Source organism: Xanthomonas maliensis, from assembly GCF_009192945.1.
In the GTDB taxonomy this organism is placed as follows: domain Bacteria; phylum Pseudomonadota; class Gammaproteobacteria; order Xanthomonadales; family Xanthomonadaceae; genus Xanthomonas; species Xanthomonas maliensis.
In genome coordinates this window covers 1-14644 of record NZ_NSET01000042.1, presented here as the reverse complement: position 1 = coordinate 14644, position 14644 = coordinate 1, and the positions used below count along the sequence as shown (strand labels likewise).

Sequence of the window (14644 nt, the reverse complement as noted above, 5' to 3'; positions counted from 1 at the left end):
CCTTGAGAACTCCTATGTCGCAGGAACTTACGTGTGCACAGTACGCTTGCGCGGCAGCGGCAGCGGCAGTGCGAGTGCGGCTAGTGCACGATACGAAGCCGCGGCCGCTTCAAGAAAAACGTGGAGTCCTGCAATGCCACGTCGCCGCTCACAGTGGCCTGCCCGAGCCGAACACACGCGTGCTGCATCGCCCCGCGGCGCGACAGCCGCTTGTCCGGCCCACCGTGGGATGTGCTTGCTGCGTGGGAAAAATGACAGGCGCGCGGCGCGGCAGTTGTCGCCGACGCACACCCTCCACGTTCGACCGATTCCAGATCCATGCAACGTTTGTCAGGCATCCTGCACTCCACGTTGGGGCACCGCTGCGCATCTGATGGTACGTCGACAGCGCTGGTGGGCAGCATCCTCTTACGATCAATCCGTGTTCGTCAAGCTAGTCGAGAGCGACTCGGTATCTATCACGTTGCAGCATAGTGGCACTGCGGTCGACCTGCGCTTTGATCGATGTGTAACCAGGCTGGTCCTGATACAGGCGCGTTACAACGCGCAACGTTAGATGGTGGCTACTTTGTCAGCGTCGCAACGCGCACTGGCGATGCTGCGTCTTAACGATATTGCCGGGTTGACACGCAACCGCACACATGTGGACACGCTGCAGTAGATTGACCCTGAACGCTTATGCGAATGCGCAGCTGAATGCGAAACGCGCTCGCCGCATGATGCTGTTTGCACCGTTTCTATCGCAGCGCAGCATGTTTGTGGGTGTGAATGTGAGTGCACCACACTGGAGCAGGCCGTCGGTCCCGTCCGCATCTAAGCCCGCGTGCGTCGCGCTGACGAGATGCCATCGCGTTCGCGTCAACCCAAAGCACACAATGCATCGACCACAAACGGGGCGCACACCGCGCCTCAGGACTGCAGGGTGTCGACGGTTCCTCCCAGGTTGAATCGTTGCAGGCGCGGCGCTGGCGCCAATACCACAGCCTGGTGAGTGGCAAACTGCGCCTGCATTTTCCATACATGACCAGCAAAGCGCTGGCTCAGCAGCGCACTGTAGTGGTCCGCATAATCGTGCCGACACAGCAAAAACTTCGCAGATGCGGCGATGTCTTCTCGATCGATGATGCAGAACACCCGCCAGTCCGGATGCGCCTCCAGCGACTCGGCAACTCCCAGCATCAGCTCCGGATAGGCGGGGCTGAGCATGTCGTCCAGGCAGACGACGCCGTAGGGCAGCATGCAGGCGAAGGCCAGCTGCATGTCCTGCACCAGCGATGCCCGCTGATGGTCGCCGTCGACATGGAAGAACCGGAAGCCTGCCTGCGCCTGGTTCGGAGCGATCATCTCCGGCGTCATCGTCCGGCTGTCTCCACAGACGATGTCCACGCGATCTCTGAGGCCAAACAGCCGCAGCCGTTGGTCGAGCCTGACGTTGACGTGGATATCCGGCCAATCGTAGCGGTCGATGGCCACCGCGCGCTCGCCCGCCTGCAGTGCCGACAGCAGCGCGATCAGGAAACGGCCCTCGAATGCACCGATTTCGGCCACGTGGCCGCCCCAATGGCTGCCGGCCTGGCCACGCAACAAGTCGGTGCAGATCCTGGCCGAGAAGGCCGAGGACATGCCGGGAACGCTGACGTACTGCTCTTCCATGTAGCGATCGAAATCGAACATCTGTGCGCGTCCGGGCGATTCGTCGATGGAGCCGATACTAGGTGAGATCAGTGGCCGAAAGCGAGCGTTGCCGGCGTTAACCTATCGTTGCGCAGCGATGCTGGGGGGCGCCAGCCGCCTCTTGCACGCGGGTGTTGCTGTTGGCTATCGTGACGCGCGCAGATGCCTGCCGCGGCCGCCCGTGAGCGTATATGCGACGCGCCCCGATACTTAAGGACAGAGGTTCGGAATGAGACCTTGCAGGACGGCAAGTGGCGCGATTCTGGTGACCGGCGGTGCAGGTTATGTCGGCAGCCACGTCGTGCTGCATCTGATCGAACGCGGCGAAACCGTCGTGGTGCTGGATGATCTGAGCACGGGGTTTGCCGATGCCGTCATCGGCGCCGAACTCGTGGTTGGCGACGTCGGCGACCGAGCGTTGGTTTCGCGGCTGCTGCATCAGCACCGCATCGATGCGGTGATGCATTTCGCAGCGCGCACCGTCGTGCCGGAGTCGATCAGAGATCCGCTGCGTTATTACACCCACAATACCGCGGTCACGTGCGCGCTATTGGGCTGCTGCGTCGCCGCAAATGTTGGTCACTTCGTCTTTTCGTCCTCAGCGGCGGTCTACGGCATGCCGGCGTCGGGAATCGCGAGCGAGGACACGCCTCCAGCGCCCATCAATCCCTATGGCACGTCCAAGCTGATGAGCGAATGGATGTTGCGGGACCTGGCCGCCGCGCAGCAACTGCGTCATGTGACGTTGCGATACTTCAATGTCGCAGGCGCCGATGTGCAAGGACGCATTGGTCAATCCACACGTGACGCCACGTTGTTGATCAAGATCGCGTGCGAGGTCGCCGACGGTAAGCGGGATTACGTCGAAATCTATGGCACCGATTTCTCCACGCCGGACGGAACCGGCGTGCGTGACTACATCCACGTCCAGGATCTGGCCCGTGCGCACGCCGCCGCGCTGGATTATCTGCGCGCGGGTGAGGCCTCGATCGTACTGAATTGCGGCTATGGACACGGCGCGTCGGTCAGGCAGGTCCTGAGCGCGGTCGAACGGGCTAACGGTCGTCCACTGACGGTGCGCGAGCGGCAACGCCGCGTTGGTGATACGCCGTTCCTGATCGCCGATGCCAGCAGGATCCGGTCCGTGCTCGGGTGGTCGCCGCACCATGACGATCTGGATCTCATCGTCTCCAATGCGTTGGCATGGGAGCGGCAGTTGCCGCGAGCCGCTCCGGTTTGACGGTCCACGCTGGCGTATGTGCCGCTCTCGCGGGCGCGGCGCCAGGCGCCATTGGCAGGCCGAGGGCCGCAGCCGCATTGCCAGGGCAGGGGATAAGAACACGGCTGACTGCAGTTCGATCAGCCAGCAGTGCTTCAAGAGCAGGCCTTGCGTGGCATCGGCGTCACAGTTTGATCGATGGACAGGGTGGGGCGCTTCTTACCGAGCGCCATGACCGCGTCCTGTTGGTTGACGCTAGGTGGCATACGGCCAATGATCGGGTGCAGTGGACATGCGTCGCCTCGCGACACTTCCGCCATCGTCTTTGCGTAGTTAGCGGACATCAGCGGAGAGCTCGGCATGGATTCGAACGTGGGTAGCGAGAGCAGTGTCGCGGGTGAGGATGCGGTCGATGCGCTGCTGCGGCAGGATCCGATGGGTGCCTATGCCGACATGGACCCGCGCTCCCGCGACGACTACCGGGCACGGGTTGTGTCCTGGGCACAGCGATCCGGGCAATCCCCAACGCAGGTCGCACACTGTGTGCTCGTGCTCGCCCGGCAAGCGGGCGAGCGCCATGGCACGGCCGATCGCCGCGCCCATGTTGGCTATCTTCTGAGCGATCGCGGCGTGGCGTCGCTGGCTGCCGCACTGAAGACGCGTTTGAACATGCAGGAACTGATCCAGACAGGCTCGCCGCGCGCGCTATTGGTGATGTATTGCCTGCTCGCGTTATTATTGAGCGCCGGCTATGGGGTGTTGTCGGTGTGGGCGTTCAAGATCGCTCTGCCCTGGCCCGGCCAGCTGCTGCTCGCGATCGCGGTCACCGTCTACGCTGGCTACATCGTGCCGGGTTGGTTCAATATGCTCGCGCTGCAACGGTTGCAGCCGCGGTGGATGCCACGCATGGATTTCCGTGCTGGCTTACCGCCCTCAGCGAAGACGCTGGTCGTCATCCCCTGCCTGCTGACCTCGCGCGAGGGGATCGACGCACTCGCGCAGTCGCTGCAGCGTCTGTATCGCAACAATCGCGGCGCCAATGTCGGCTATGCGCTGCTGTCGGATTTCACCGATGCGGCGACACCGCAGGTCGAGGACGACGCCGGCTTGCTGGACGAAGCATGCGCTCGCATCTCGCTGCTCAATCAGCAGCACGGCGGTGGATTCATGCTGTTTCATCGGCCACGCCGCTGGAACCCGGGCGAAGACCGATGGATGGGCTGGGAGCGCAAACGCGGCAAGCTGGAGGAATTGAATGCCTATCTGGTCGGCGCGGCCTCGCCGTTTCAAACGCTGCACGGCGATCTCGACAGGGCGGCGGGCGCACGCTATGTGCTCACGCTGGACGACGACGATGCCGAATTGACCAAAGGTGCGGTCTGCGAGCTGGCCGCCGTGCTCAGCCATCCGCTCAATCGTGCAGTACTCAGTGCCGATGGCCGGCGGATCGAGGCCGGCTTCACCATCGTGCAACCACGCGGCATGATCGCGTTGCCTAGCGACGCCGCACCCAGCCGTCTGGAGAACTTGTTGCACTCAACGCTGGAGCTCGAGTCCAGCGAGGCAGAGCGCTCCGAACAGCCGGTGGTCGATGTCGATCAGGATCTGTTCGGCCAAGCCGTCTATTGCGGCAAGGGCATGTACGATGTCGCAGCGTTTCATCGCCTGACCCAGGGGCTGATCGCCGAGAACACCGTCCTCAGTCACGACGTCCTCGAGGGTGGCATCGTCCGCTCCGCGGTGGTCACCGATATCGTCTTGCGCGAGACGTTCACGCCCACGCTCGATGCGACGATTCGACGCACGCATCGCTGGTTTCGCGGCGACTGGCAGTTGCTGCCGTGGCTGTCGCCCTGGATACGCAATGCATCCGGCGCGTGGGTCGACAATCCGCTGCCATGGTTTGGCCGGTGGAAGATCTTCCACAACCTGCTCCGCATGCTCTTCTCGCCGGCGTCGCTGATGTGCTTCGTCGTCGGCTGGCTGACATCGCCGGTCCCGGGTTGGTGGACACTCAATCTATTGGCGATCGCCTGGCTGCCCTCGCTGCTCCGGCTGGTCGTCGGAATCGCGCGCAGTCTGCTGTCCGAGGCGGACAGAACGACCTTGCAAGGGGTATCGGCGTCCCTCGGGATGCGGTCTGCCGCCTTCATCTTTGGCGTGGAAAACGCCAGGACTTCGCTGGATGCCGCCGCGCGTGCCAGCTTCAGGATGTGGGTCTCGCATCGCCGCCGCTTGGAATGGACCGCATCCATCATTGCGTTCCAGGGCCAAGGGCATGGCTTGCTGCACTATGTCAGATGGATGTGGACCTCGCCGACGTTTGCCGCGCTGACGGTGGCGCTGGTCGCAGCCCTCCATCCCGCGGCATTGAGCAGCGCCATCCCCTTCGCGGTGCTGTGGAGCTTGGCGCCGGTGATCGCCTGGTGGTGGAGCCAGCAGGTGCAGCAGCAGGACTGCTCCCCCCGTCCGACCGGCTCGTAGGAGCGGCGCGCCCCGACATCTGCGGTGCGCGCAATCTGCTGCAGGCCGACACCTGCGTTGCTATGGTAGGGCGCATGGACGAGCCCGACTTCATTCAGATCACCGACCAGGTCCTTTCGGCGGACGAGTGCGCCGCCATCGTGCAACGTCTGCGCGAGAGCACCCAGGTGCAGCCGGGCCGCGTCGGCGGCGGGCTATACCCCGAACTCAAACAGAGTCAGGATCTGCGCATCAGCGGTCTACCCGACTGGGCGGCTGTCGAACAGCGGCTGCAACAGGCCGTCTTCAGCGGCCTGTTGCGCTATCTGCGCGTCTATCCACAGGCTCTGATCTCGCCGCTGATGCTGCAGGTCACCACCGCCGATGGCCAGCCGCATCGATTGTTGGCCGACGAGGTGACGCAGATGAGCGAGCAAGCACTGGGCGACCTGGCACGAACCTGCCTGCGCCCTGGCGCCATCAACCTGCAGTGGTACGCCGCCGATCAGGGAGGTTATCCGTATTGGCATTGCGAGCTGTATCCGCGCGACGCCAGCGCCGAGACCTTGCACCGCCATCTGTTGTGGACGCTGTATCTCAACGAGGAGTTCGCCGAAGGCGAAACCGAGTTCCTGTTCCAGCGCCGCAAGGCACGCCCGCGCACCGGCAGCCTGCTGATCGCGCCGACGGCGTTCACCCATACGCACCGCGGCAACCGCCCGATCGGCGGTGACAAGTTCATCGCCACCAGCTGGATTCTGTTCCAGCCCGCGCAAGCGTTGTATGGCGGATAAGCGGGCTGGAATGCGGTTGCGCCTCGTGCTCGCAGCGGCGGACCGATCGAACGTGAAGGCTTGTAGCAACAACGACCATGGCCGCATCACCGGCCACGCCGGGGCTTGTGGCCTTCTTGCAAACGCTGTCCATGCAACAGCCTGGCGACGCACTGCCCGTGGACGTGACGCACTGGCCGCGCGCGCGTCTTCCCCTCAAGGGTGATCCTGCCTTGCGCCGCAGGTTGTTAGCACTAATACTAACAACATGCGGCCAGACATCCCTCAAGCGAGCACGAGCGAAGGCGCCGAGCGCGACGTCCGCAACGCGCGAACGGCCATCAAGGGGCGCGGCACCGCGTCGTATGTGCCTGGTCGCTTTGCCGTCACCACGTCCATCGAGATCGACGACGGCTGGGACGCCTCCGACCCGGACGAGGCACCGGTGGTCCGCCCCAAGACCGTGGTCGCGGAGGAGGTCGCTCGCAGCATCATCAGCCGCAATCAGTCGCCGGACATTGGCTTTTCGCAGTCGATCAATCCCTACCGGGGCTGCGAGCATGGTTGCGTGTACTGCTTTGCCAGGCCATCACATGCCTATTTGGACCTGTCGCCCGGCCTGGATTTCGAAACCCGGATCTTTGCCAAGCCAAACGCGGCGGCGCTGCTGCGTGCAGAGCTGGCGCGGCCGTCCTACACGTGTTCACCCATTGCGCTGGGGATCAACACCGATGCCTACCAGCCCGCGGAGCGACGCCTGGGCATCTCCCGGGCATGCCTGGAAGTCTTGGCGGAGGCTGGACATCCGGTCAGCTTCGTCACCAAAGCCGCCTTGATCGAACGCGACATCGATGTGCTGGCCGACATGGCGCAGCGCAACCTGGTGTCGGTGTATTTCTCGGTGACGACGCTCGACAATCGGCTGGCCGCCAAGATGGAGCCACGTGCGGCCGCCCCGCATGCGCGATTGCGGGCCATGCGGTCGCTGCACGAAGCGGGGATTCCGGTGGGCGTGCTGGTCGCGCCGGTCATCCCGATGATCAACGACAGGGAGCTGGAGCACATTCTGGAAGCGGCCCGGGAGCACGGCGCACGCTCTGCCGGCTACGTCTTGCTGCGCTTGCCGCATGAACTGAGCCAGCTCTGGCGCGAGTGGCTGCAGATGCATTTTCCGGAGCGGGCCAAACACGTCATGAGCCTGATCCAGCAGATGCGTGGCGGTAAGGACTACGACAGTCGCTTCGGTCAGCGTATGGTCGGAGAGGGGCCCTTTGCACAGCTGATCTCGCAGCGATTCTCCAAGGCATACCGGCACCTTGGGTTCGGGCGCATGCCAAGGCTCGATAGCAGTCAGTTCCGTCCGCCGCGACCGGATACACCGCAGCTGGCGCTTTTTTGAGCATGCGCTAGCGTTCGATCTTGCATGCGCCTGGCCACGGGCAACCAGTCCATGCAAGGCTGCTGCACGCCTTGCCCAGCGGGCGCACAGCCACCTCGCCGATGCGGCGCAGCCGTTGAGCGCAGAGCTGCGCGCTTCCTGGCAAACGCGCCCTCTGCAGTCTCGATCTCCGGCGCGGACGTGCTCCAACCCACTCGGCAATCAGGAAACGCTACCGGTCAGCGACGCCTGCAATCCCGATAAAGGGTTGCAGTGCGATATCGGCCAGCGCCGCACTTCCGACCTGGAAGGCCAGTTGGTACTCGGGATCGGCGATCATGTGCTTGAAGGCGGCGCGGGACGGGTAGTGGACCAGCGTCACTGCATCCCACTGTCGCGCTTGCCCCGTTGTCAGCACCGGCAGGCCATCACCGCTGAAGACGATGCGCGCACCGAATCGGCGCAGGATGGGCTCGGCCATCCGCAAGTACTCATGGTATGTCTGCCGTCCTCCCTCGGGCCGGAATTGCAGCAGATTCAACATGGTAATCGCCGAATCATCATCGGCGTTGAGGAACGCGTCGAGTGCGGCCTCTACAAATGCGACCATTGATATTTCTCCGTGATCATGCCTCCTGGGTGGAGGCCTCTCGCAGAGGTTAGCGTTGTGGTACGTCAGAAACTGTCAGTAGTGCGCGCCAGTCCCGGTCCTGTTGGCGCCAGCGCTTGACCAGCGATTGTCGCGACTCCGGGTACCGCGCTTCCAGCATCGCCTCCACCTGCACCCGGTCGACGCGAAAATGGCGAAACGCTGCCCGCCATTCGCACCAGGCGGCCAGCACGCGCACATCGTCGAAGTAGACCAAGGCGATGGGCCAGATGACACGATGGGACAATACGCCTTGCGCATCGACGTAGCCGATGGACAGCTTGCGTTGCCGACGGATGGCATCGCGCAATAGCGCGGTGTGCGGTTGATCGCTCAGCTCGGATGTCGATGCAGCCGTCAGAATCGCCGCTGACGCATCATGCAGGGCGGGCAGTTGCTGTCTGGCCGAAAGAATCTTCGCCAGTGCGCGTTCACTGCATTTGACCAAGGCAGGATCGGCGCGCTGTTTCACCCAGTCCAGGCCGAGCATGACCGCATCCAGCTCCTCCGGCGAAAACGCCAGCTCGGGAAGAAAGAAGCCTTCCTTCAGGCAATAACCGATACCCGCTTGCCCATCCAGCGGCGCGCCAAGCGCACGCAAGGTGTCGATGTCGCGGTAGACGCTGCGTTGTGACACGCCCAGCGTCTGCGCCAGCTGCACTGCCGACACTGGCCGTCTGTGCGAACGCAGAATCCCCAGCAGTTCAAACAAGCGGCTTGTTCTGGACATCGATTCCTCTGGCGCGCGCAACGTCTTCCGCCGTGGCCGGTCACCCTATCTTTGCCGGTGCGTTGCCAGGTCCACGCGATCGGACGCATGGCCGATCGCAATCGCTGCGGCGACGGCGGCTATCTGCTGCTGCATGGCGCAGCCTGATGAGGTCGACGCCAAGATGGTGTGAGGTCGGTAGATGTCGTGGTCCACCTCCATGCGCGCCCCGGGACGCCAGTCATCCGCCTCCACGGTCCGGCGGTCGCCCACATCGCACTGGCCATGCCTCTCCGCTCGGGGTGAGCGGTCAACCATCGGCCACGTGAACGCTCGCAGCGGCGAACATCAGACAACACGACAGACACGCGAGCAGCCCGCCTCGGGCGCCGTAGAATCGGCGCATGCTCGCACTCGCACAGGGCGCGTGGGATTGGCTGACCGACATTCCCCACCTGAATGCCCTCCTGGTCTCCGCCTACGTGCTGTACCTGCTGTGGATCATCGGCTGGATCATCCTGCAGAAGCGCGAGCCGGTGGCCACGCTGAGCTGGGTCCTGTCGTTGGCGGCGCTGCCATATCTGGGCCTGCTCATCTATTACTGGCTGGGCCCGCAAAAGGTGAAGCGGCAGCGGCTGCGGCGTGGCCGCTCGCGCTCGGGAATGGAGCACTACAGCAGCGTCTGCCCACCGGATGCCGACTGCACCGAGCTGGCGAAGATCGCCCAATCCACCACCGGGCTGGCGCCCAGCAGCGCGACCGACGTGCAGTGGTTGGTCGACGGCGCCGCCACGTATGCCGCCTTGCTCGAGGCCATCGCCAGCGCCCGCGACCATCTCCATCTGGAGTACTACATTTTCCAGCCGGACCGCAGCGGGACGGCGATCTGCCAGGCCTTGATGGAGCGCGCGCGCGCCGGGGTCAAGGTGCGGCTGCTGATGGATGCGATCGGCTCCTCGGCGATGACCCGACGCATGCTGCATACCTTGCGGGCCGCGGGGGTGGAGACGGCGTGGTTCCATCCGACCCAGCTGCTCAAGCCGTTCAAGCGGCCATGGCTGAATCTGCGCACCCACCGCAAGCTGGTGGTGATCGACGGACGCATCGGTTTTACCGGTGGCATCAACGTCACCGACGAAGAGAACGAACAGGTCCGGAGCGACGCATTTCGCGACCTGCACGTGCGCGTGCAGGGCCATGTGGTGCGCAGCCTGCAGTTGGTCTTCCTGGAAGACTGGATCTACGCCACCAAACAAGGGCGGGCGGCTTTTCACGGCCAGCAGTTGTGGCCGGACGATGTGCCCAGTCGGGCGCAGGGACGGGTCGATGCGCAGGTGCTGGTCTCAGGCCCGGACTCGTCGTGGGAGGCCATTCATCGGTTGATGGTCGCCGCCATCCATGAAGCCAAGCACCGGGTGTGGCTGGCCACGCCGTACTTCGTGCCCGGCGAGGCCGCCCGGATGGCGCTGACCTCGGCCGCGCTCGGCGGGCTGGACGTGCGGGTGCTGGTGCCGCGGCTCAGCGATTCACGCCTGGTCACCTACGCGGCACGCTCCTATTTCGATGAATTGCTCGAAGCCGGAGTGCGTCTCTACGAGTACGGCCCGCGCATGCTGCACACCAAGGCACTGCTGGCCGACGACGATGTCTGCATCGTCGGCAGCGCCAACTTCGACAGCCGCAGTTTCCGCCTGAACTTCGAGCTATCGATGCTGTTCCGCGACCAGGCACTGGCGGCCGAATTGGCCGGCCTGCTCGGCGAGGACATGGCGCAGGCACAGGAGGTGCGCTTCCTGCGCCATCGTCCGTTGTGGCGATCACGGCTGCCCGAAGCATTCGCCCGCCTGCTGTCCCCGTTGTTGTAGGCCGGCCGGGCCGTCCCACGTGGAACCCGGCCGGGCGCAGCGCTACACTGCGGCCACAGATCGGGGAGCGCGTCATGCATTGGCTGTTTCTGCTCATGGCACTGGGAGCATTGGTGCTGGCGTTCAGCACGCCACACATGTGGCTGTTGATCGTGGCGCTACTGACGGCGCTGGTGCTGTTGCTGCTGTGGACCCGCGGCTGGGTGGCTGCGCGCCTGGACGATCGCCAGCGCGACACCGCCAGCATGATCGATCCGGCCGAGTTGCGTCGGCTGCGCGCCGTTGCCGACGCCCGCAAGGCCGCTGCGGCCGCTGGCGATCGCGATGGCGAGCCGCAGGTCTGAGGCATGGCCCCGACCACCCAGCTGAGCGTCAACGTCAACAAGATCGCCGTGCTGCGCAATTCGCGCGGTGGTCGGGATCCGGACGTGCTGCGGGCAGCACGGACCTGCATCGCCGCCGGCGCGCACGGTATCACCGTGCATCCGCGGCCGGATCAACGCCATATCCGCGCCGAGGACGTGCTGGCACTGGGAGCACTCACCCGCGAGCGAGGAGTGGAATTCAACATCGAAGGCAATCCATTCGCACCACCGCGCGAGGGGTATCCTGGATTGCTGGAGCTGTGCCGCCACACCCGTCCTGAGCAGGTCACCCTGGTTCCCGATGGCGATGGCCAGCTGACCTCCGACCATGGCTTCGATTTTGCGCAGGACACCACGCAGCTCGGCACCCTGATCGCCGCGTTCAAGGCGTTGGGCAGCCGCGTCAGTCTCTTCGTCGATGCCGAGAGTCCCGATCTTGCGCAGGCGGCGCTGCTGGGCGCGGACCGGATCGAGTTGTACACCGGTCCGTACGCGCAAGCGCATCTCGAAGGGCATCCAGCGTCCGCCCTGCAGCGGTTTGCCGACGCTGCTCGCCGCGCAAGCGCGGCCGGCCTCGGCGTCAATGCCGGCCACGATCTTTCGCAAGACAATCTGGGCGATTTCCTCGCCGCCGTTCCCAACGTGCTCGAAGTGTCGATCGGCCATGCCTTGATCGGCGAAGCCTTGTATCAAGGGCTGGAAGCCAGCGTGCACGGCTACCTGCAGATCCTGCGCAACAGTCGGCCGGTGCCCTGATGCCTGGTGGTCGGCACCCCGGTGCTCCGGCCACACTACGCCGCACCGAGATGCATCTGGAACACGACAACGTCGTCGCCTGACCCGCACGCAGACAGAACGCGAGCGGGCCTCGGCATCCCCAGCGCACCCCAAGATCACTGCACGAAGGCGATGCGCTCCACCCGCGCGGCCTTGGCCGCCAACAGCAACTCGCTCAGCTGCGCGCGGTCTGCCCACGGGCTGACATACAAGTGCAGTGCAGATGCAGTGCTGGCCGCGCGACGCCTTTGTCCCTGCAAGGGTGACGATAGCTCCTGGCGGGCGAGCGGACTGTCATTGCAGAACAGCTGGCCGTTGGCACCCAGGCGTCCCCAATTGGTGCAGGCGTGTGTAGAGGCATCGGCCGTTGCCGGTCAGGGCGTGGCAGTGCCACGGGAATCCCATGGATCGCGCGCCATGCCATGTTCAACCACGACAGCAAGAGCATCACCCTGGCAGCTCCCACGTTGGGAGGTCGATCCACTCACGTGCACGCCGATGCTGTGTCGCCTCGCGATCACGACCACATCCTGCGGGTTCCGACCCACCATCAACATCCGCTGGTGGCAGCAAGGGGCGGGCAGGGTCGGCGAGCACGTAGAGATGGACAAAGGACACCCTCATACGGCACCGCAGCACCGCGGGTGTGGTCGCGGATGGCAGCCGTGGTCTGGTCAGCACGCGGCACAGGGTTTGGCGCCGCTGTTGGACATGCGGGCCGGTAAAACCGCTCGCGCTCTGTGAGTGGAGAGCGTATCGCTGGCATCGCTGGTACGCCGCTATACGGGCAATAAAAAAACGCCACCGTTGCCGGTGGCGTTTGCAGTCGCGTCATGACTGTGGTGTTGCGGTCTTGCGAAGTCTTATTGCACGAAACCGATCTTCTTCAACTGCGCGTTCTTCGCCGCGGCCAGGACTTTGGCCATCACCTCGTATTCCGCGTCCTGGTTGGCATCGATGCGCAGCTCCGGCTGATTGGTCGGGTCGCTCTGCACGACTTCCTCCATCCGCTGCTGCAGCTGCGAGACCACCACCGGGCTATTGTTCCAATACACCTGGTTGGTGGCGTCGATGCGCAACTCGATCGGCGGCGGCGGTTCGGTCGTCTGCGGTGGCGGGTTGAGCACCCGCTGCGGCAGATCCACGGCGATCGGGTAGGTCATGATCGGCGCGGTCACGATGAAGATGATCAGCAGCACCAACATCACGTCCACCAGGGGCGTGACGTTGATGTCGGCCATCGGCCCACGGTTTCCACCGGTACTGAATGCCATGGCTTACTGCCCCTTCTCTTTGGTCGCAACGAAGCCGATGTCCAGCATGCCCTGACCCTGCGCGATCTTGGTGACCTCGTTGATCGTACGCATCTTGGTCGTGCGGTCGCCACGCAGATTGAGTGGCGGCTGCGGGGTCTGCTGTGCGGCGGTGGAAAGGCGCGACTCCAGTGCTTCCTTGCTGATCGGCTGATCGTTCCAGAAGAGGTCGCCGTTTTCTTTCACCGCCAGGGTGATTGGATCGGACCGCTTCGTCGCGTCTTCTTCCTTGTTCAGGTTCGCCTGGGGCAAGTCCACCTTGACCTTATGGGACATCAGCGGTGCCGTGATGATGAAGATGATCAGCAGCACCAACATCACGTCCACCAAGGGCGTGACGTTGATGTCGGCCATCGGGCCGCCGCTGTTACCACTACTGAAGGCCATAACGGGCTCCGTCTAAATCGTTGCGATGTCGTTCTTGGACAACCGGATTAGCGAACGCGCGCGCCGGTAGCAAAGAAGTCGTGCAGGTCGTGGGCGAACGTGTCGAACTTCGCGATCGTGGAGCTGTTGATCTTGGAGAAGAAGTTGAACGCGAACACTGCCGGGATCGCGACGAACAGACCGATCGCGGTCATGATCAGCGCTTCACCCACCGGGCCGGCGACGACTTCGATCGAGCCCGAGCCGGTGGCACCGATCTTGATCAGCGCGCCGTAAATGCCCCACACGGTACCCAGCAGACCAACGAACGGCGCGGTTGCACCGACGGTCGCCAGCAGGGTCATGCCCGACTGCAGCTTGGTGCTTTCGCGGGTCACGGCCTGGCGCAGCGCGCGATCGACGAACTCCGAACGGCTCAGGGTCTCGCCCAGACCGGCGGTGCCGCCTTCGGCGCGCTGGTGGTGAGCAGCTGCCTGGGCAGCGTCCAGCGCGATCTTGGAGAACGGCTCGGAAGCCGGCTGCTCTTCCATGGCGCGGATGGCGTCCTGTGCATTCGGGGCTTCCCAGAATGCGGTGGTGACGCGGTCAGCCGCGCTCTTGAGGCGGGTGGCGCGGAAGATGTTGATGACGGTCCAGTACCAGGACAGGGCCGACATGCCGATCAGCGTGATCAGAACGACCCAGGAGACGGCGAAGTCACCCGGATTGGAGGTCATTTCCGTGATCAGGTGCTCGAAGCCCATCTGCGAAAGGGCGGCCGACGGATTGGAGCCCCCTGCAGCGGCGGCGATGAAAAGTTCCTGCAGCATGACGCTTACCTTTGTTGTGTGAGGTGATGAAGGGTGGAGCGAAAGGAAGACAGGATCCTGGGCCGGCCCTGGCCGGCCCGTGGGATCAGTTCAGAGCAAAGTTGACCGGGACTCGGACGCGTCCAGCTGCCTTCTGTCCGTTGACGACGGAAGGGTTGAACTTCCACTTACGTGCCGCGTCCATCGCAGCACGGTCAAGGTCGCGGTTGCGGCTGGACTTTTCGACCGACACGTTGGTCACGTTGCCGCTGGCGTCCACATCC

Annotated in this window: 15 protein-coding genes; 7 read left to right on the top strand and 8 right to left on the bottom strand. The window is 64.1% G+C overall.

What is annotated here, in order from left to right; genetic code table 11:
- Nucleotides 1-909: 909 nt before the first annotated feature.
- Nucleotides 910-1674, bottom strand: coding sequence for a class I SAM-dependent methyltransferase (locus CKY51_RS12795; protein WP_022972685.1), 765 nt, complete (start codon nucleotides 1672-1674; stop codon nucleotides 910-912).
- Nucleotides 1675-1939: 265 nt separating this feature from the next.
- On the opposite strand from CKY51_RS12795, the gene galE reads away from it, so the two are divergent.
- The 4 genes from galE to CKY51_RS12775 all read left to right on the top strand — a co-directional run bounded on the left by galE (nucleotide 1940) and on the right by CKY51_RS12775 (nucleotide 7528).
- Nucleotides 1940-2914, top strand: a complete 975-nt coding sequence (gene galE, locus CKY51_RS12790; RefSeq protein ID WP_238319546.1) for a UDP-glucose 4-epimerase GalE — start codon at nucleotides 1940-1942, stop codon at nucleotides 2912-2914.
- A 339-nt stretch (nucleotides 2915-3253) separates the two neighbouring features.
- A complete protein-coding gene (locus CKY51_RS12785) occupies nucleotides 3254-5377 on the top strand; it encodes a hypothetical protein (protein ID WP_022972687.1) in 2124 nt (707 codons plus the stop codon).
- A 62-nt stretch (nucleotides 5378-5439) separates the two neighbouring features.
- Nucleotides 5440-6150 (top strand): 2OG-Fe(II) oxygenase, encoded by a 711-nt coding sequence (locus tag CKY51_RS12780; protein WP_081641399.1) that lies wholly within the window; start codon nucleotides 5440-5442, stop codon nucleotides 6148-6150.
- Nucleotides 6151-6397: 247 nt separating this feature from the next.
- Nucleotides 6398-7528: a PA0069 family radical SAM protein gene (locus CKY51_RS12775; protein WP_022972689.1), complete on the top strand. Its 1131-nt coding sequence runs from the start codon at nucleotides 6398-6400 to the stop codon at nucleotides 7526-7528.
- Nucleotides 7529-7739: 211 nt separating this feature from the next.
- On the opposite strand, the gene CKY51_RS12770 is transcribed toward CKY51_RS12775, so the two are convergent.
- The gene (locus tag CKY51_RS12770; RefSeq protein ID WP_022972690.1) at nucleotides 7740-8117 is read right to left on the bottom strand and encodes a DUF1330 domain-containing protein; all 378 of its coding nucleotides are present in this window, start codon (nucleotides 8115-8117) and stop codon (nucleotides 7740-7742) included.
- 49 nt (nucleotides 8118-8166) lie between these two features.
- On the bottom strand, nucleotides 8167-8886 hold the full coding sequence (locus tag CKY51_RS12765) for a helix-turn-helix transcriptional regulator (protein ID WP_152249321.1): 720 nt from the start codon (nucleotides 8884-8886) through the stop codon (nucleotides 8167-8169).
- Between the two features lie 383 nt (nucleotides 8887-9269).
- Here CKY51_RS12765 and cls point away from each other — a divergent pair, with 383 nt between their 5' ends.
- The 3 genes from cls to CKY51_RS12750 all read left to right on the top strand — a co-directional run bounded on the left by cls (nucleotide 9270) and on the right by CKY51_RS12750 (nucleotide 11851).
- Nucleotides 9270-10730: a cardiolipin synthase gene (cls, locus tag CKY51_RS12760; protein WP_022972692.1), complete on the top strand. Its 1461-nt coding sequence runs from the start codon at nucleotides 9270-9272 to the stop codon at nucleotides 10728-10730.
- 74 nt (nucleotides 10731-10804) lie between these two features.
- Nucleotides 10805-11074, top strand: a complete 270-nt coding sequence (locus tag CKY51_RS12755; RefSeq protein ID WP_022972693.1) for a hypothetical protein — start codon at nucleotides 10805-10807, stop codon at nucleotides 11072-11074.
- Nucleotides 11075-11077: 3 nt separating this feature from the next.
- Nucleotides 11078-11851 carry a pyridoxine 5'-phosphate synthase gene (locus tag CKY51_RS12750; protein WP_022972694.1) on the top strand — a complete coding sequence of 258 codons (774 nt, stop codon included), beginning with the start codon at nucleotides 11078-11080 and terminating at the stop codon, nucleotides 11849-11851.
- A gap of 137 nt (nucleotides 11852-11988) precedes the next feature.
- On the opposite strand, the gene CKY51_RS22475 is transcribed toward CKY51_RS12750, so the two are convergent.
- From CKY51_RS22475 to CKY51_RS12730, 5 genes are all read right to left on the bottom strand, one after another.
- Nucleotides 11989-12132, bottom strand: a complete 144-nt coding sequence (locus CKY51_RS22475) for a hypothetical protein (RefSeq protein WP_162141713.1) — start codon at nucleotides 12130-12132, stop codon at nucleotides 11989-11991.
- A 603-nt stretch (nucleotides 12133-12735) separates the two neighbouring features.
- Nucleotides 12736-13146 (bottom strand): ExbD/TolR family protein, encoded by a 411-nt coding sequence (locus CKY51_RS12745; RefSeq protein ID WP_022972696.1) that lies wholly within the window; start codon nucleotides 13144-13146, stop codon nucleotides 12736-12738.
- Between the two features lie 3 nt (nucleotides 13147-13149).
- On the bottom strand, nucleotides 13150-13572 hold the full coding sequence (locus tag CKY51_RS12740) for an ExbD/TolR family protein (RefSeq protein ID WP_152249320.1): 423 nt from the start codon (nucleotides 13570-13572) through the stop codon (nucleotides 13150-13152).
- A gap of 47 nt (nucleotides 13573-13619) precedes the next feature.
- Nucleotides 13620-14381, bottom strand: coding sequence for a TonB-system energizer ExbB (gene exbB / locus CKY51_RS12735; RefSeq protein ID WP_022972698.1), 762 nt, complete (start codon nucleotides 14379-14381; stop codon nucleotides 13620-13622).
- An 85-nt stretch (nucleotides 14382-14466) separates the two neighbouring features.
- The coding region (locus tag CKY51_RS12730; RefSeq protein WP_152249319.1) for an energy transducer TonB family protein at nucleotides 14467-14644 on the bottom strand (178 nt) is incomplete at its 5' end.